Source organism: Alkalilimnicola ehrlichii (assembly GCF_003399765.1).
Lineage (GTDB): Bacteria > Pseudomonadota > Gammaproteobacteria > Nitrococcales > AK92 > AK92.
Window position 1 is genome coordinate 79,540 of record NZ_NFZV01000011.1, and the last position, 17,478, is coordinate 97,017.

The window sequence follows — 17,478 nt, forward strand, 5'->3', positions numbered from 1 at the left end:
AGGGTGCCGCGCGATTCTTATTACAGCGCCTGTAGAAAATCCTTCATCAGGCGCTTATCGTCTGGACTATGCGCTTTTTCCTGCGCGGAAGCGCCCGACAAGGGAGTCGCCGCCTTGTCTATCCGCCTTCGGTAGCTACTTAAGTCAGCGATGATTAAAGAAAGAATGAACCGCCTTAGAATTAAAATAAACTTCTCCACGGCAGGGCTGCTAATAGGAACGCTCTTCTTTGCTTTCTCGTTAACGCCGAGCCTAGTACCGAGAGATCCTGTGGTACAGGGAGTCCTTTCCGGGCTTTCCTTTGCCGCCGGATACGGAATCGGTGCTTTTGCACGCTGGCTCTGGTTCTACCTCGAACTCCCGGTACCGAAGGCACGCACGGAAAAAATCGTCACCCTCACGGCAGCCTCCGCCTGCGCGCTAACGGCCGTCCTGTTCCTATGGCAAGCCGCCGAGTGGCAGAACTCGGTGCGGCAGCTGATGCAATGGAGCCGGTCGGCACCGCGCAACCGCTCAGCGTCGGCCTGATCGCCCTCGTCGTCTTCGGTGTACTATTCGCCCTTGCCCGTCTTTTTCGCCGGACTTTCCAGGCGCTGTCGCACCAACTTCAGCGGTTTATTCCGCGGCGGGTGTCCAATGTTATCGGCGTGGCGCTCGCGGCCGTGCTGTTCTGGTCGGTTTTCGACGGCATCCTGTTCAGTTTCGCCTTACGCGCCGCGGACTCCTCTTACCAACAGATCGACGACCTCGTCGAGGACGACGTCGCCCGCCCGACCGATCCGCACCAAACCGGTAGCCCGATGTCGTTAATCGACTGGCACGATCTAGGCAGGCAAGGCCGCGGGTTCGTCTCGTCCGGACCGAGCGCCGATGACATTGCGGTTTTCCTCGGCACAGAGGTGCCGGCGCCGATCCGCGTCTATGTCGGGCTTAATTCCGCTGCCACTCCCGAAGCGAGGGCCCAGCTTGCCCTTGAAGAGCTCATACGCGTGGACGCCTTCGAACGCTCGATTCTGCTCCTCCTTACCCCCACCGGGACAGGTTGGATCGATCCGGCCGCCATCGACACCGTGGAATATCTGCATCGCGGGGACATCGCCAGCGTTGCCGTACAGTACTCGTACCTGCCGAGCCCATTATCCCTGCTGGTTGAAGCCAGCTACGGCGCGGAAACCGCCCGCGCGGTATTCGACAAAATCTACGGATACTGGACAGAACTTCCCGAAGACTCGCGCCCGGCGCTTTACCTGCATGGCCTGAGCCTGGGCGCCCTCAACTCGGATCTCGCCTTCGACATCTTCGACGTGGTAGCCGACCCGCCGCACGGCGCCTTGTGGAGCGGGCCGCCATTTCGCAGCGAAACTTGGCGCTCGGTAACCGCACGACGAGATCCGGACTCTCCCGCCTGGCTACCTCGATTCAGGGACGGCTCCGTGGTCCGCTTCACGAACCAAAAAAACGGCCTGGAAATTCCGGGAGAACCTTGGGGGCCTTTTCGTATCGTTTACCTACAATACGCCAGCGACCCCGTAACCTTTTTCGAACCGCAAGCCTTTTACCGGGAGCCGGACTGGATGCGAGAACCTCGCGGCCCCGACGTATCCCCCGAACTGCGCTGGTATCCGGTCGTAACCATGCTACAACTGGCAGCGGACATGGCGGCCGGGTCCGCCCCCAATGGCTATGGCCACGATTATGCGGCGGCAGACTATATCGAAGCCTGGGTGGCGCTTACCGAACCCCCGCGCTGGACCAAGGCCGATACCAACCGGCTCAAGACCCTATTTGCCGAAAAAAGATAAACGGCAACCGTCGCCATACCAACCTCTGAAGACGCGCGCTGTTTGCCCGACAGCCTTACGAGGCCGGACCGCAGACCATCAGCATATTGCCTTCGCAGTCCCGGAAGGCGAACCAATGCCCGTTCTGAATGGCCCGGCCGCCATACTCGATCACCTCGACGCCACGCGCCCTCATAAACGCAAGCGAAGCCTCGACATCGTCGGTGGCGAGCATAAACAGTGGATAGTCGCCTCTCTTTACGCTGGCCCCCACATCATTCGGCGTCAGTTTCTGATCCAGCAACAAGCCGGCACCGCGCTCCATGGGGATACAGCACAGATGCCCCGCCAGTATTTCCCCAACCGGCAATCCCAACACATCCCGGTACCAGTCGCGCGCCCGTGCAATATCGCCGACGGGAATGAAGACGTTTTCCACTTCGCGCTTGATCGGTGTTTCCAACACAGTCCGCTCCCCACGGGTAATAGATAAAGATGTTCGCAGAAAGCTTTGGGAATGCCGAAACCCGGCAAACGCCTACCAGGAAACCACGCTCAACAAATTGCCGTCGAGATCCTCGAACAGGAAATCTTTAACCTGACCGTGATCGCTGATGGGCCGAACGCTCACCCCCTTTTCCCGTAATAATCGATGCACCTGCTCAATGTCTTCGACGTAGAGGTTGAACGACACATGACGATTAGGTTCGAAAACGAACCCGTCCGGCGGCGTCGGATATCCCGGATAACCGTACTGAAGTAAGCTAAGCGCGGTTTCTCCCGCCGTTAGCGAACCGACACATTCGTTCTGCCAGGCAATGTCGAAGCCCAAGGTATCGGCGTACCAGACCAACGCCTTACTCAGATCGCGCACGGGCAGAAATACGGTATCGATACGCTCAAAAGTCACCATAACGATAATCCTCCGCTACTTCATAGCTATCTTGGCCGCAGCATGCTTGCACTTATACCTCACGCCAGCCCGCACCGAAACCGGGCCGCATCGGCCTACATAGCGATAAGCACCCGATCGTCTCGCAATCCAGAGGATTAATCGACGCCCCAGCAGGCTGCTACCGGTAGATCGTCGTCGCAAACAACAAGGGGGGGCGCCATTCTTCACAGCGCGGTAGGAGTATGCGAAGAAGGCAGGCTCCAGGATTTCAAGGCTTGCTGGGCCTCCCACAGGCGCCGGTACAGCCCCGGCTCGGCCATGAGTTCGTCATGCCTCCCCTGCTGGACGAGCCCCCTTCGTCGAACACGAGAATCCGATCGGCACCGACAACGGTAGACAACCGATGCGCAATCACCACCACCGTGCGATCCCTGACCAGCTCGTCCACCGCTTGCTGAACGGCGACCTCGCTTTCGGTATCCAGCGCCGCCGTCGGCTCGTCGAGTATCACGATAGGCGCATTCTTGAGCAATGCGCGGGCGATGCTGATACGTTGTTTCTCGCCGCCCGACAGCCGGCCACCGATATCGCCGACCTGGGTGCAATAGCCTTGAGGCAAACGACTGATAAACCCATGACAATGCGCCCGCCGCGCCGCCTCCTCGACCTCCGCATCGGTCGCATCGGGCCGCCCCATGCGAATATTGTTCAGGATGCTATCGTTAAACAGATAAACGTCCTGAAACACCGCCGAAACTAAGCCCATCAGCCGCTCCGGCTCCAACGCCCGCAGGTCGCACCCTCCCAGGCGAATGCACCCCTCATGCGGGTCCGCATAGCGCATAATCAGCCGCACGGCCGTCGTTTTCCCCGAACCGGACGGCCCGACGAAAGCGATCATCGACCTTTCGGGGACAATAAAATTAAGATCTTTTAATGCTCGCTCGTCACTGCCCTCGTAGCTAAAGCTTACCTGCTCGAACGCGATATCCAGACCCTTAGGCGCCGCCCCCGCAGGCGCTACCGGCAACGGTTTTATGGCGAACAAGGCTTCGACGCGGCGCAGGCCCGCCTCCATATAGTCGAACACCGACGCCACGCCGATAAACAGCGATAAGGGTTCGGCAAACCGCGCCGCGATCACCAGCACGGCGGCCAGCGTAGCCAGCTCAAGGGTACCGCTGGCAACCAACCACGCGCCGAGCGCCACCGCCAACCACAAACCGACCTCGACGAGGCTGGCAAAGAGTAGCCCCGGTAGGCGCCCGGCCTTTTGATCCTGCCGCTGTACCTCTTCCAAACGCGTCAGCGCCGTCTGCAAACGCTCGGCGCGCGCCCCCGTCCGGTTGGTCGCACGCAGCACCGGCAGGCCCTGTACATACTCGACGATTTCGGCCGACGTATCGGCATGCGCCGCCGCCAGCCGCCGCATACTCTTGGCCAGCGCACGGCGACGACGGCGATACAACCACGCCGCCGCCGGTAACAAAGCGGCCAGCAACAGCGCCAACCGCCAGTCCCAATAAGCGACGACAAGTAAGGCTACCGACGGCGCGATCAGCGCCCGCAGCAACAGCGCGGATACCATGCCCATCGGGGTCGTCAGCTCGTCCACGTTCCCCGCGAGCGTGGCGGTCAACTCCCCCGTGCGCCGCTGATAAAGCTTTTCCAGCGGCATCCGTCGCAGCTGTTCGCCCAGCCGCAGTCGGAGCTGATGCCCCACTTGGGCATAGTGATGCGAATAGGTAAAGCTACCGTTGGCCCACCACCGCAGCGCGCCTTCGAGAGCGACCAAAGCCCCCATCAAGACGAGCCAGCGAGCCGCCGCTGCGCCATCCGCGGGCGTTGCCAACAGGGCGTGAAACAGCGGAAACAAACAGCCTAGCGCCAAACCTTCGACCACTGCCGCAGCGGCAAACAACCACAGGCTGCGCCTGAGCGCCGGCGCCTCGTCGCCGGCCGCTACCAGCATGCGGCGGAAGGATCGGGCGAGGCTGTCGACGGTTGTTGCTGTAGTCGTCATTCGCTGGCCTCTATTTTCGTCGACGAGTCGGTCGCTGTCAGCGTCCACGCCTGGGCGGCTTCATGGCGCCGCCAGAGCCGCGCATAAGCCCCGTCGGCGGCAAGCAGTTCGGCGTGCCGACCGCTTTCGACCGCGCACCCTGCTTCCAGCACCAGTATCTGGTCGGCGGTACGGATGGTGCCCAGGCGGTGGGCGATCACGATCACCGTCTTGCCGCGCATCAACCGGCTCAAAGCCGCGATCAAGGCCGCCTCGCTCTCCGGATCGGCGAACGCTGTCGCCTCGTCCAACACCAGAATGGGCCGGTCCTGCAAAATCGCCCGTGCGATAGTGATGCGCTGCCGTTGCCCGCCCGACAAGCGCCCGCCGCGTTCGCCGACGAGGGTATCGTAGCCCTGCGGCAGCGCCTCGATGAACGCATGCGCCTGCGCGGCGCGGGCCGCGCGCTCGATGTCGGCCGGGGACGCATCGGGCCGCCCCAGCCGAATGTTGTTGGCGATCGTGTCTTGGAACAAAAAGTTGTCCTGAAATACGAAGGCCACCTGCTCCATCAGCACCTCCGGGCGCAGGGCGCGCACGTCCGCACCACCGACACGGACACAGCCCTCCTGCACGTCCCAAAACCGCGGAATCAACCGCGCGACCGTGCTTTTACCGGAGCCGGACGCCCCCACCAGGGCGGTCACCGTCCCGGGTGCAGCGTAAAAGCTGACGTCCGCGAGCGCGTTTTCCTCGCGGCCGTCATACGCAAACGAGACCTGCTCGAAGCGCACCGAGCTGTCCTTCGGCGACTCAATCGTCTCGGCTTCCGGCAGTGCCGGCGTCGCGAGTACGGCCTGAATACGCTTGGCGCTGCCGTTTGCCTTATGAATGAAATGCTGTAGCCACATGAGCGGCATGAAGGAATCGGCCAGCCCCGTCCCAATCAGCAGCGCGGCGACCCAAGGCGCAAACCCCAAGCTGCCCTGGCCTAGCAACAGGACTCCGGCCAAGCTGAGGGCGAACAGAGTCGGCAACGGACCGAGGAACACCAGGCTCAGGCGCGCGCTGACGCTGGCGAACGCCAACCATTCCGTCATAACGTCGCGAAACCGCTCCAGCGCCGCCTGATAGCGGCTGAACGAGTTCGCGCCGGCATCGAAGGTCCGCACCACCGGCATGGCCTGCACGAACTCCACAACCCGGCTGTTGACGTTCTCGTTCTCCTGGTCGTAGCGTCGCTGTAAGGTGTCGCGATTGCGCATGGACAAAGCCAAGGTCGCGACGCCGACGGCTAATACCGCCAGCGCCGCCAGGGCAAGCCGCCAATCCAGCCACACCAGAAGCGCCAGCGTCGCGGCGGGCACCGCAAGGCTGCGGCCGAGAAACGGCGTGCTGTCGGCTACGAACGCGTGCAAGTTCTTGACGTCGTCCTGCATGACCTTAGCCAGCGAACCGGTACCGGCGGTCACCAGATAGCCCATCGGCACCCGCGCCAGGTGGTCGCTCAGGCGAGTGCGCAGCAGCGTCTCCAAGCGGAACGCCGCCAGATGCGAGACCTCGAACGCCAACGCCCGCGCCAGGAAGGCAAGCACGATCAGGGCACCGGCACCGCCTACCCACAGCCAAGGCGGTGCCTGCCCGAGCAACGCATTAACGGCCAGCGCCAACGACGCCACCCCGCCCAGGCCGCACAAGGCGCCGCTAGCAGCCAGCGCCATGGCCAAGCGGATGCGGCCCATGATCGGCCGCATCAGATGCCACACGCCCTGCGGCTCGCGCCCGTCGTCGGGATTACCGACCATCGCGCCCCCTCGTCTCGGTAACCCGCAGCGGTTCGGCGATCAGCTCCGCCACCCGGGCGGCGTTGGGCTCTTCTATGCAACTGAAGTGATTGCCTTCGATGTCGGTGACCATCACCTCACCCAGGCAAACGTCGCGCCAGAACGCCAGCGTGGTGTCGTCCATGCCCGGCGCGAAGCCGGACTCACCGCAAGGCCGCAGGAAGCGAATGTCGCCGACGTACGGCGGCGGCGTGAAGCGGGCGGCGCGGAAACTCTGGCGGAACACCGTAAACAGGCCCAGCGCCATCTCCAGCGGCATCGCCTCGCCGGAGGCTGCGGCCACGGCTTGGACGTAATCCCGAAACCGCGCCTCGCGGCTACGTTCGGCCATGCGCCGGAAGCACGCGCCTACCGCCGCCAGAGCCGGCTCGCCGTCGATGCCGCTCAAGGCGCCTTCCGGCACCCGCCCCCCGTGCTTCTCGATCACCTGCATGAAGCCACGGGCCAGATCGTCGGACGCCACGCCGGCAAAGCCGGCCTGCTCCAGGGTGATGTGCAGGTTGGGCACGAACAGCGCCTCGATCATCAGATCGTCGTCGACGTCGAAGACCACCGGATGGCTGCTGACCAGCACCAGGTCGACCACCTGTACGCCCCGCTCGTCCAGCCGTCGCGCCACCTCAGTGGCGAACAGGCCGCCTAGGCAATAGCCGATCAACTGCACACGGTCATGCCCGCTCTCGATCAACCGTTCGGCGTAGTCGTCCGCCAGCCGTTCGACGGCTTCGGCCGGGTCCAGCGTGCAGTAACGTTCGGTGTCGGCAATCACGACCCCCAGCACCGGGCCGAGCGCTTGTGCGGAAAGCTGCGCGAGCAGCGGTCGGAAACAGTCCATGGTGCCGAGGCCGGCGTGGAAGACGACCCGCAACGGCCCCTCCCCGCCGCCGCCGAAGGGAATCAGCACGCCGTTGCTGCCCTCCGCCCGCTGCCCTTCGGCAAGCTGCGCCTGCGCCGAATGTGCGCTCTCGTTCTCTATCCGCCCACGGACGAAAGCCGCCAGCGCAGCGACCGTGGGGTGGTTGACCAGCTGCCGCAGCAAGGCGTCGAACGGGACCGTATCGAGCCGGTAAGGTGGCGCCGCCCACTCGTCGCGCAGCCGGCCGGCCATGCGCGCCATGATCAGCGAGTCGGCGCCCAGCTCGTAGAAGCTCCGCGACGGCTCCACGTGGGCGCCCCCCAAGGCGTCGGCCCAGAGGGCGCAGAGATCCGCCGTCAGCGCATCGTCGGTACCGGCGGCCACCGCGGCGTCGCTCGCAACCTCCGACGGCGGCGGCGCCGGGCGCCAGCTCGCCAAACGACGGCGGTCGAGCTTACCGTTGCCGGTCAGCGGCAGCGCGTCCGCCAGTTCGATGTGCGAAGGCACCATCGGCGCCGGCAGGCGTTGCCGCAGATAATCCTGCAAGGCCTCGGTCGTCACCGCCTTGCGGTCGGTCTTGACCTGTTGCGCGAACAGATGCAGCCCTTGCGGCGCCAGGGCATGCGTAACCTCCGGCAGACTGAGCACCGGGCCGGCGTCGCGCTCGGCCATGAGCGCCTGCCAATCGTCGCGTCCCAGGTAGGAACGCTCGCGGCGCAAGGCGTCGTCCGGCTCGGTCATCATGAAGGCCTGGGAGAGCAAGATCCAAGCATGCTCGCGGGTGGGCTCGGTAAGCACCAACCAGCCGCCCGGCGCGGCAAGCTCGCGCAGCCGGTCCAGGGCGGCCGGTATGTCGCGAGCATTCTCCAGCACCCCCGCGGCCAGGACGACGTCGAAGCGGTTGCTCGGCAGCCCCTGCGCCCGCGCGTCTTGATCGACATCGAACACGCCGAAGCGCAGCCCCGGGATATGGCCGAACCGGGCGCGCGCTTCCGGTAGGAAAAAGCGGGCCACGTCGGTGAACCAGTAGTCGATGCGGGTACCCTCCAGCGCTTCCAGCACGCTGGCCGTCGTCCCGCCGGAGCCGGCCCCCACTTCGAGGATACGCAGCGGCCGTTGCGGATCGTGGCCGGCGGCAAGCCGTGGCAGCAAGGTGCTTACCGCCTGATTGAGATAGCGCGCCATCGCATTGTCGCGATACATCGCCCGAACGTGGTCGAACCGCCCCTCGGGAAACAGCAAGGCCACCGGGTCTTGCTTGCCGGTGAGCAGCGCCGGGCCGGCAGCGGCGTTTTCACGCAGATAATCGATGAAAGCCGCAGAGCCTAGCCCTGCGCACCATGAGGCTTCCGCCTCGTCCCAGGCCGCCGCGATGGCGGCCTCGTCCGGCGCGGATTCGCACACAAATCGTCCGACCTCGTCCCGAGCCAACCAGCCGCCCTCGTGCAACAGGGCGATCCAGCGCCTTGCCAACCAACGCAGACGGGGCGGGATTCCGACCTGTTCGAGCAAGGCCTCCATACCGGGCCGCGCACCGTGCTCGAACAGGCCTAGCTTGCACAACGCCTGTAACATGGAAAGCCGCGCGGCCCGATCCAGGCGGTCGGCGGCGCTTTCCACAGCGGCCCGCTCAAGCCCCACCACCGCCGCATCGCCCGCCCCGGCGGCATCCTTGGCGAGCCGATCGAGATCCGCCCGTTTTCCGTCGGCCACCCGCGCCGGTTCGGCCACGGCAAGCAGATCGGGCTCGCCGCGCGGCGTATCGACCACCACGGCGGCAGCGGCCACGGCCGGATGCGAGGCCAGCGTCGCCTCGATCTCGCCCAGCTCGATGCGGTGCCCCTTGAGCTTGACCTGGGTATCGTCCCGGCCCAGAAACTCAAGCTCGCCACCGGGGGTGTAGCGGCCCCGATCGCCGGTGCGGTACAGCCGCTGGCCGTCGACCGGATGGTTAACGAACTGCCGGTCGGTGGCTGACGGGTCATTGAGATAACCGACGGCCAGACCGTCGCCGCTGATGCACAGCTCGCCGGGCACCCAGACCGGGCAGTCACGCCCCCGCCGGTCCAGGACCCGAAAGCCCTGATTGGCCAAGGGGCGGCCATAGGGAATGCTGCGCCAGCCGGGCTGCAAACCTCGATAAACATGATAGTTCGACCAGATCGCCGCCTCGGTGGCGCCACCCAGCGCCACCACTTGCAGCCCGGCACGTGCCCGGCGACGGCGTCCGGCAACGCGAGCGGAATCCAGTCTCCCGACAGCAGGGCCAACCGCAACGAGTCCAGCCCCGGCGCCGCTTCCGTGTCCAGATAGGTCACCAGCATCTGCAGCAGCGCCGGCACGGTGTTCCACACGGTCACGCGCTGCTCGGCGATCAAGGCCGCCCAGTGCGACGGGTCGGTGAGACGGTCCGGCTCGGGCAGCACCAGCGCGCCCCCCACGGCGAGCGGGCCGAAGATGTCGTAAACCGAGAGATCGAAGCCGAGCTGCGCCAGGCCGAGCACACGATCGCCCGCGCCGATCTGGAAACGGCGGTTGATGTCTGCAATGGTGTTGGCGGCGGCGCGATGGCTGATCACGACGCCCTTCGGCTTACCGGTCGAGCCGGAGGTGAAGATCACATAGGCCGGCTGGTCGGGGTCGACCGGCGCCGGCGGCTCGGGCGGGATCGGCGCGAGGCGGTCGACGCGATAGCCTGCACGCCCTCCGGCCAGTCGTCATCCACGATCGAGGTCGTCAGCACATAGCGCACGCCGGCATCGTCGAGCAATGCTTGCCGCCGCAACGGCGGCTGCGTGGTGTCGATCGGCACGTAGGCCGCGCCGACAGCCAAAACGCCGAGCACGCCGCTTACCTGATGCGCGCCCTTGTCCATCACGACCGCCACCCGTTCGCCCGGCGCACAACCGCGCTCGCGCAAGGCGGCGGCAACGGCGGCGGCACGGCCGGCCAGTTCCGCGTACGTCACCGTGCCGGTGCTGTCGATCAGCGCCGGTTGCGTCGGCGTGCGCGCCGCCTGCGCCAACACCGGCTCGTGCAGCCCGTGGTTGGGCCGCTCAGCGGCAGTGGCATTGACCTGGGCGCGCTCCTCGCGCTGCCAGTCGGGCAATGCCACCGGCTCGGCCGCCTCCCAGGCCTCGTCGGTGCGGGCCAGCGCCGTCAGCAGCGCTTCGAAGGCGGCAAACATATCGTCGGGCAAGCCGGCCGGGAACACGTCGTCGCGCACGTCCCAATTGACCTGCAAGCCGTCCGGATCGTCCATGGCCTGGCAGTCGATGAACACCTGCGGCGTCTGGGTGATGCCGCGGCCGTCGAGCCGCCCCCGGGCCCGTTCGCCCTCGGCCTCGGCCTCGGTGAGACCGATGGCGCTGGTAAACACCACCGGCATGAGGGCCGCTTCGCGGCCGCGGCGGCGCGCGATTTCGCGCATCACTTCCACTCCCGAGCACAGCCGATGGTCCAGGTCTTCGAACAAGCGCTCGCTGAGCGCTCGCGCCTGCTCGGCAAAGGCCGTCTCGGCCGTCCAATCCACGGCCAGTAGCGATACCGAGGTAAAGTCGCCGACCAGGCGATCCACCTGCGGGTGCAGAGGCAGGCGGTTGAGCACGGTCAGGTTCAGGCAAAAGCGGGAGGAACGGCTCCAGCGTTCGAGCACGGCCGCGTAGGCCGCCATCACCACCGCTGTGGGGGTAAGCTCGTGCCGGCGGGCGCGCTGTGTCAACGCCTCCCAGGCCGCTCGGTCGAGCCGCAGACAGCGACGCCGGAAACGCGGCGCGACCGCCTCGCCCCGCCCGTCCGCCAACGGCAGCTCCGGCGCGGCCGGCAAGGCGTCCAGGCGCGACCACCAATAGTCGCGGTCGCGGCGGTAAGTAGGGCTATCGCGCAAGGCGCGCTCGGCCAGCACATAGTCGCGGAAGCTCACGTCCAGCCGCGGCAGCGGTCGCGCCGGATCGGCATACAGCGCCTCGAACTCGGCGAGCAGCCGCCAGAGGCTGGCCCAGTCGGCGATCAGAAAATCCATCGACAGGTGCAGCACGGCACGCTCGTCGGCCTGAGTGAGGCGCACTTCAAACAGCGGCCAGCGCGTGGTCTCGTAGAGGCGGTGCCCCATCGTCTCGCGCGTTGCATCCAGTGCCGCCGTCAGCCGCTCGGCGCCCATGCCGCGCGCATCCAGCGTCGGCACGCTCAACCGTGGCACCTGCGCCAGAATCTGCTGAAAACCGGCCGGATCGATCACCGCCCGCAGCATCTCGTGCCGCTCGATCAAGCCGTTCCAGGCGGCCTCCACCCGCGCCGGCTCCAGCGCCGGATAACTCACCTCCAGATACACATGGCAGGCGACGCCGCCGTAGCCGAAGGCATCGTGACGGCCGAGCAGATAAGCAGCCTGGACGTCGGTGAGCGGAAACGGCTCATGGCGCCGGTCCGGCTCGGGCACCAATGCCGGCGCCGCCGACTCGGTCCGCAGCAACGCCAGGATTTCCGTCTTACTCTCGCGCAGCGCTTCCAGATCGGCTTCGGCAAGGGCACCACGCGGTGCGCGATAACGCAGCTTGCCGCCCTCTTGCCAAAGTTCCACGCCGCTGCCGCGCAGGCGGTCCAATAATTCTTCGGCGGTCGTCTCCTGCAACATCACGATACCTTCTCCTTGGCTGACTCGACGGCCGCCTCCGGCCGAACGTTGACGTTGAAACGGAACAGGTTGTCCGGGTCCCACTCGCGCTTGAGGCGCGCTAGGCGCGCGTAGTTGGCGCCGTACGCGGCCCGCGCCCACTCCGGTTCGGGATCGGGCAGCAGATTGCCGTACGGCCCCTGCGATACCGCCTGCAGCGAACGCCAGCCGGCCTCGGCCTCCGCCCGATGCCGCGTATCCCGCGGATCGCCGAACCACTGGGCGCAGATCTCGACGAACCAGCGGGCGGCGCGATGCGGATAGGCGGTCGGCCCGGCCGGTTCGCGGGCGATGGCGCCGCCCAGGGCGCCGAACACCAGCGAGAAGTTCGGCCCGGCGCGCTGGAAGCGATCGAGCAGCCGTTCCAGCGTGGCGTCCGTGAGCTCGGCGAGCATCTCGCCGCGGTTGTAGACATGCTGCTGGCGGACGTTTGGCGGCTCGGGCAGCAGGCGGTGATAGGCCAGGTAAGACATCGGTCGGATACCGTCGTACACGGGCGCCTGCGGCCCGCTGCGCAAGGGGGCGAACACCGCGTCGGCGTGCGCCGGATCGCCGAACCAGGTCGGGATCAACACCACGCAGCGCTCCAGGTGCAGCGCTTCCGGCAGCAGGCGGGCCGGCGGTGCGGTCCATACCAGGGCGATGAGCGACGCCTCGTCGGGGGCGGCCTCCAGCCAGTCGCGCGCCAGCGGCAAGATGCGATGCGCCGCCTGTAGCGGGAAAACCAATGGCCCCGCCACCACCCGCTCGACCGGATGCAGGCGAAAGCCGATCCGGGTGACCACGCCGAAATTGCCGCCGCCGCCGCGCAGGCCCCAGAACAGTTCCGGCTCCGTATCGGCGCTGACCCGCAGCGACTTACCCTGCGCCGTTACCATGTCGAAGCAGGTCGCGCTGTCGCAGGTGAGCCCGAACTGGCGCGAGAGATCGCCCACCCCGCCGCCCAGGGTGTGCCCCGCCACACCGACGCTGGGAATGCGCGGCCCCGGCACGGCCAGGCCGTAACGCTGCGCGGCGGCGTCGAACGCGCCCCAGCATACACCCGGCTCCACGGTCGCCCGCCGCGCGTCGGGCTCGATTTCGATCCCGCTCATGGCGCCGAGGTCAAGCAACACGCCGCCCTCGCAGGTGCCGCTGCCCGCCACGTGCGCACCGCCGCCGCGCACCGCCACCGGCAGGCCGCGCTCGCGGGCGTAACGAACCCCGGCGGCGACGTCGGCGGCGTCGCGACAACCGACGATAAGCGCCGGTCGGCGATCGATGCGGGCATTGCGCACCCGCCGCGCCGCCTCGAAGCCGGCATCAGCCGGCGTCAACACCGTCCCGCTTATCTGCCGCCGCAACCGATCGACCGTATCCATGGTTTCTCTCTCCTTGTTCTTGTGCTCCATAAGCGAACGCGGCGCCGTGTGTCAGCCGCGCATCGAGCGGGCGTTCCAAGCCGGCCAAGGCCACCTCCAGCACGGCCGTGCGCGGCCCCGGCTCCGCTGCCAGCCAAGCGTCGCCTGCCGTCAGCGCCTCGAACCGGCCACGATCCGCCGGCGCAACGCTCATCCGCACCCGCTCGATGCGGCGGGCGCCGTTGGGGTGCTCGATGCGAGGCGGTCGCTGCGGCGGGTCGTACGGTGAGACCACGAAGGGCAACTGCGCCGGTTCGGGGGCAAAGAAGCGGTAGCGGACGTCGGCGCCGTCGGGGCGGGTGCGACGGCCACGGGCCGTCCGCGATAGCGGCAGCCCGGTACGACTCAGCGCCGCATGCACGGCGCTAAGATCGGTCGGATCGTCCGCCGTTCCCGTACGCCCGGCGGGTTGCGGCGGCTCCAGTGCGACGTCGCACCACCCTTCCGCGCTCTCCGCCCAGCGCGCCAGGCGCGATCCCGCCGCTCGCCCGTACACCCAGCCCAGCGGCCGGCGCAAGTAGCGAAAGCCGCGCGGCAGCTCGAACAGCTCGATGAACGGCCCCTCCTCGAACCACAGCAGCGCGTTGTGGGCCCGGCGCGGGGCGCTACCCCACGCCACGCTGAAACCCAAGCGCTCGAAGTCGCGCACGGCGGTCCGGATGTCCGCCACCTTGCACAGAACGTGACTACAGATCAGCATCGGCGCCCCTCCTGGCGACGAAGAGCCGCTGCCCCAGCGGGGCCAGCACGTGATCCGCGCCCGGCAGGACCGTCCAGCTCTCCGCGCCGGCCCGGCGCAGCACGTCCTGCCACTGCGCGACCGATAAGAAGGTGGTGCGCGTTCGCTGCCGCGCGTCCGCCGGCGGGGTCATCATGAACGCCTGCGAGATGAGGATTTCCAGATGCTCTCGGGTAGGTTCGGTGATCAGCAGATAGCCGCCCGGCGCCAGTAGCCGCAACGCGCCGCGGACGCTGGCATCGGTGTCGCGGGCGTTGTTGAGGACACCGGCGGCGATAACCACGTCGGCCGACCCGGCGGCATAGCCCTGCTCGACGGGATCACGGTCGATGTCGAGCAGTCCGAAGCTCAGCCAGCCGTGGGCGCGGAAACGCGGGCGGGCGTTGGCCAGGAAGAAATTGGAGACATCGGTAAAGCGATACTCCACCGCCAGACCGCCCGCCGCCTCCGCGGCGAGCGTACGCACCACCGCCTCCGTGGTCGCACCGGTGCCGGCGCCGATCTCGATCGCCCGCAGCGTGCGGCGGCCGTCGCCGGCGATGCGCCGTACGGCCTCGGCCACGGCGGTGTTCAGGTAGCGGGCGGTGATGGTGTCGCGATAGACGGCGTCGGCCAACTCGGTCCGCCCCTCGGGGAACAGCAGCAGCGCCGCCTGTTGTTCGTCGCGCATCAGGCGCGGCAACTGCTCGGCGTTATGGCGCAGGTAATCCAGGAAAGCGGCGGCGCCCAGCCCGCCGTTCCAGGCTTCCGCGGCCCGCTCCCAGCGCTGAGCCAGGCTTTCTGCGGCCACCAGGGAGACACCGCGCCACCGCTCGCCGTGCCGCTGCAACCGGCCCCGCTCGACCAACACCTGCAACCAGCGCTCGATCAACGGCCGGTGCCGTTCCGCTGTGCCGGTGCCGGTCACGATCTCGTCCAGGTCGTAGTCGCGGCCGGGGTCGGCCAGGGTTTCCCGCGCCTGTAAGGCATGCAACATGGACGCGAGCACCGCCTCGTCCAGCGCGTCGACGAACTCGTTCACCTGCGCCGAGGTCACACCGCGCACGAGCGTTTCGGCCGGCTCGGTACAGCCGAACACGTCGTGCTCGCCCACCCTTGTCGCCGCCTCCTCCGGCTCGACGGCGGCCACCGCTGCCTGTAGGTGCTCGACCGGCAGCGGTTGATGACGCCGCCCTTCCTGCACGGCCGGATAGCCCAGGCCGGCGGTCAGCCCCTGCCACAGTCGGGACAGGGTCAGCCAGCGTTGCTCGGCCGGGCCGGTCGCGGCACCGCCGACGACGGCGTCATGCAGGGCAATCAGATCCCGACCGATGGCCTGCGGCCATTGCCGCTCCAGCAGTTGCCGATACGAGGGCGGTTGCGGCGGACCGAGCGGTACCGTACTGGGCAATGCGAGGTGGGCCGAATCGGGGCTGTCGAAGTCGAAGCGCGTCTTGACCGCGTCCGGAATGTGCAAGCGTGGGTTCCAGGTGACCGGGCCGTGAGTATCGGTCAGGCTGAGCGAGCCGCCTTCGAAGCCGAGGGTAATCCGGTGCAGCAGGTGGATGTGGTTATCCGGGTCGGCTGGATCCACTTCGTTGTGGGCTCGCAAGGTGAACGGAATGCCGCCGACGGTGCCGGTAAGCACCTGGAGCGGGCCTTGCCCGGTCGCGGCCTCGGCGAGCTGCCAGGGGCGCACGGTCGGTAGGGCCGCGCCGAGGATGTGCGCCAGCGGGAAGGACACTTGCGTCGAGCAGGCGGCATCGATGAACAGCGCCGGCTTCCGCACCTGGGCGGCCTGCGCCGCCGCGTTGAAACGCCGCACGGCCGGCAGGTGGACGTACAGATCGCCGAGCTGGAAGCGCACTCCGCACTGCCGCGCCGTCCGCAGGCAGGCGGCGATGTCGTCGTGGTGCACCGGCTGTTCCTGGATCACGTGAATGCCGCGTTTGAGCAGCGTCAGCGCAAGCTCCGTGCCGACGCCGCCCATCACGCCCGAGCGCAGCACCACGCAAGCAACGTCAACGTCCGTCGGCAGCTGCTCGACCGCTGTATACACCGGCACGCCGTAGCGCCGCGCGCAGTCGTAGGTGCGTTCGCTGCCGCGGCCGAGCACGCCGACGATCTCGAACCGCTCCGGCAGCTCGGCCAAGGCGGCAAGATAAAATTGCCCGAAGGTGGAGCCGCAGACCACCGTTCGTAACCGCCGCATCGTCATACCTCGCCTCCCACCGTATCCGTTAACGTCTCAATACTGCTGTCGAACACAGCGACGTCGCAGCCATCGGCAGCGCTCAACACGTCGATCACCGGCGCGGGATTCGGTAGTGCCGCGGCCGGCCGCACGCCGGCGGGTACCTCGCCGCGCAGTAGCGCCACCGTCACCGCCGCGGCCATGGCGCCGGTCAGCGGGGCGATGCCGGCCGCCTGCACCCGCACAGTGCGGGTTGCCGGCGTGCCGTCGATGCGGCCGCTCAGTTGGAGCAATAGGCTGGCGTAGGGCCGCCGCCCCGCCGCATCCAACGCCGAGGCACGACACACGTGTTCCACCGCCGCCGCGCGATCCAGTCCGGCCGCCGCCGTCAATGCGGCGGGCAGGCGTTCGCCGTCGAGAGCGATGTACCAGCGGCCGTCGACCAGCGATAAATGGCGGGCGACGGCCTTGGCCTCGGCATCCAGGTAAGGCAACAGCGTCAGCGGGCGGGGAAAGAAGGGCAGCGTCACAGCGCTTAGGCGGCTGAGCGCGCCGGGGCACGGCGCGCCGGCGCGCCAGGCGGCGAGCGCGGCGTTGTCCTCCCCCAGCACCCCGGCCAGATAGTCCTCGGCGCCGGCAGCGGTGAAACGGTCGAGCACTCCGGTGTAAGCGGTGAGTTCGCTCACCGCGTCGAAGCCGCACGCCAGCCAACGCGGTAGCAGACCGGACAGCCCCGGCAAGGCGCCGGCGGCGAACACCGCCGCGGTGCCGATAGCCTCGCCCGCGCGCGCCGCAAGCGTCGGGTCGCTGCCGGCGTCCACATAATGCACACCGGCGGCCTGCGCCGCCCGCGCCACCCGGCTTGCGGTGCGATGAGACGGGCCGGCGCAGTTGACCACCACCCGGCAGCCGCGAATGAAGGTGCGCAGCGACTCGGCGTCTTCGATATCCACCGCCGTCCACTCGGCTTCCGGCAGCGCGGCTCCGAGGCGGCGCCGGGCCGCCTCCGGATCGCGCCCGCCGAGGCGCAACGGCTCGCTGCCCTGTGCCGCCAGCAGGCGCGCCGCGTATCGACCGACCGCGCCATAACCGCCCACTACGCCGATCATAGGCTGC

Annotated in this window: 11 protein-coding genes and 2 pseudogenes; 1 reads left to right on the forward strand and 12 read right to left on the reverse strand. The window is 67.4% G+C overall.

Translation table 11 applies throughout. The annotated features are described in order from the left end of the window. Positions 1–20: 20 nt before the first annotated feature. A complete protein-coding gene (locus tag CAI21_RS23190; RefSeq protein WP_181919401.1) occupies positions 21–200 on the reverse strand; it encodes a hypothetical protein in 180 nt (59 codons plus the stop codon). Between CAI21_RS23190 and CAI21_RS12010 the strand changes: the two are divergent. Next, positions 151–1,802: pseudogene (locus tag CAI21_RS12010) on the forward strand (alpha/beta hydrolase). The gene CAI21_RS23190 and the pseudogene CAI21_RS12010 overlap by 50 nt on opposite strands. A gap of 55 nt (positions 1,803–1,857) precedes the next feature. On the opposite strand, the gene CAI21_RS12015 reads toward CAI21_RS12010, so the two are convergent. The 11 genes and pseudogenes from CAI21_RS12015 to CAI21_RS12055 form a co-directional block, all read right to left on the reverse strand. Then, on the reverse strand, positions 1,858–2,247 hold the full coding sequence (locus CAI21_RS12015; protein WP_116302506.1) for a VOC family protein: 390 nt from the start codon (positions 2,245–2,247) through the stop codon (positions 1,858–1,860). 72 nt (positions 2,248–2,319) lie between these two features. Beyond that, positions 2,320–2,694, reverse strand: a complete 375-nt coding sequence (locus CAI21_RS12020; protein WP_116302508.1) for a VOC family protein — start codon at positions 2,692–2,694, stop codon at positions 2,320–2,322. A 250-nt stretch (positions 2,695–2,944) separates the two neighbouring features. Further along, entirely contained in the window at positions 2,945–4,699 is a 1,755-nt protein-coding gene (locus tag CAI21_RS12025; protein WP_220348068.1) for an ABC transporter ATP-binding protein, read from the reverse strand. Further along, the gene (locus tag CAI21_RS12030; RefSeq protein WP_220348071.1) at positions 4,696–6,483 is read right to left on the reverse strand and encodes an ABC transporter ATP-binding protein; all 1,788 of its coding nucleotides are present in this window, start codon (positions 6,481–6,483) and stop codon (positions 4,696–4,698) included. Before CAI21_RS12030 ends, CAI21_RS12025 begins: the two co-directional genes overlap by 4 nt. Then, entirely contained in the window at positions 6,473–9,571 is a 3,099-nt protein-coding gene (locus CAI21_RS23865; protein ID WP_220348073.1) for a thioesterase domain-containing protein, read from the reverse strand. Before CAI21_RS23865 ends, CAI21_RS12030 begins: the two co-directional genes overlap by 11 nt. A 71-nt stretch (positions 9,572–9,642) precedes the next feature. Further along, positions 9,643–9,999, reverse strand: a pseudogene (locus CAI21_RS23870) (AMP-binding protein); the annotation flags it as partial. After that, positions 9,996–12,011 carry a condensation domain-containing protein gene (locus tag CAI21_RS23875; protein WP_220348076.1) on the reverse strand — a complete coding sequence of 672 codons (2,016 nt, stop codon included), beginning with the start codon at positions 12,009–12,011 and terminating at the stop codon, positions 9,996–9,998. The gene CAI21_RS23875 and the pseudogene CAI21_RS23870, both read right to left, overlap by 4 nt. Then, positions 12,011–13,411 carry an FAD-binding oxidoreductase gene (locus CAI21_RS12040; RefSeq protein ID WP_116302509.1) on the reverse strand — a complete coding sequence of 467 codons (1,401 nt, stop codon included), beginning with the start codon at positions 13,409–13,411 and terminating at the stop codon, positions 12,011–12,013. The genes CAI21_RS23875 and CAI21_RS12040 overlap by 1 nt, the downstream gene beginning before the upstream one ends. After that, positions 13,353–14,150 carry a VOC family protein gene (locus CAI21_RS12045; RefSeq protein ID WP_116302511.1) on the reverse strand — a complete coding sequence of 266 codons (798 nt, stop codon included), beginning with the start codon at positions 14,148–14,150 and terminating at the stop codon, positions 13,353–13,355. The genes CAI21_RS12040 and CAI21_RS12045 overlap by 59 nt, the downstream gene beginning before the upstream one ends. Next, the gene (locus CAI21_RS12050; protein ID WP_116302513.1) at positions 14,137–16,386 is read right to left on the reverse strand and encodes a Gfo/Idh/MocA family oxidoreductase; all 2,250 of its coding nucleotides are present in this window, start codon (positions 16,384–16,386) and stop codon (positions 14,137–14,139) included. Before CAI21_RS12050 ends, CAI21_RS12045 begins: the two co-directional genes overlap by 14 nt. Further along, positions 16,383–17,471, reverse strand: a complete 1,089-nt coding sequence (locus tag CAI21_RS12055; RefSeq protein ID WP_116302514.1) for a saccharopine dehydrogenase NADP-binding domain-containing protein — start codon at positions 17,469–17,471, stop codon at positions 16,383–16,385. Before CAI21_RS12055 ends, CAI21_RS12050 begins: the two co-directional genes overlap by 4 nt. Positions 17,472–17,478 lie beyond the last annotated feature (7 nt).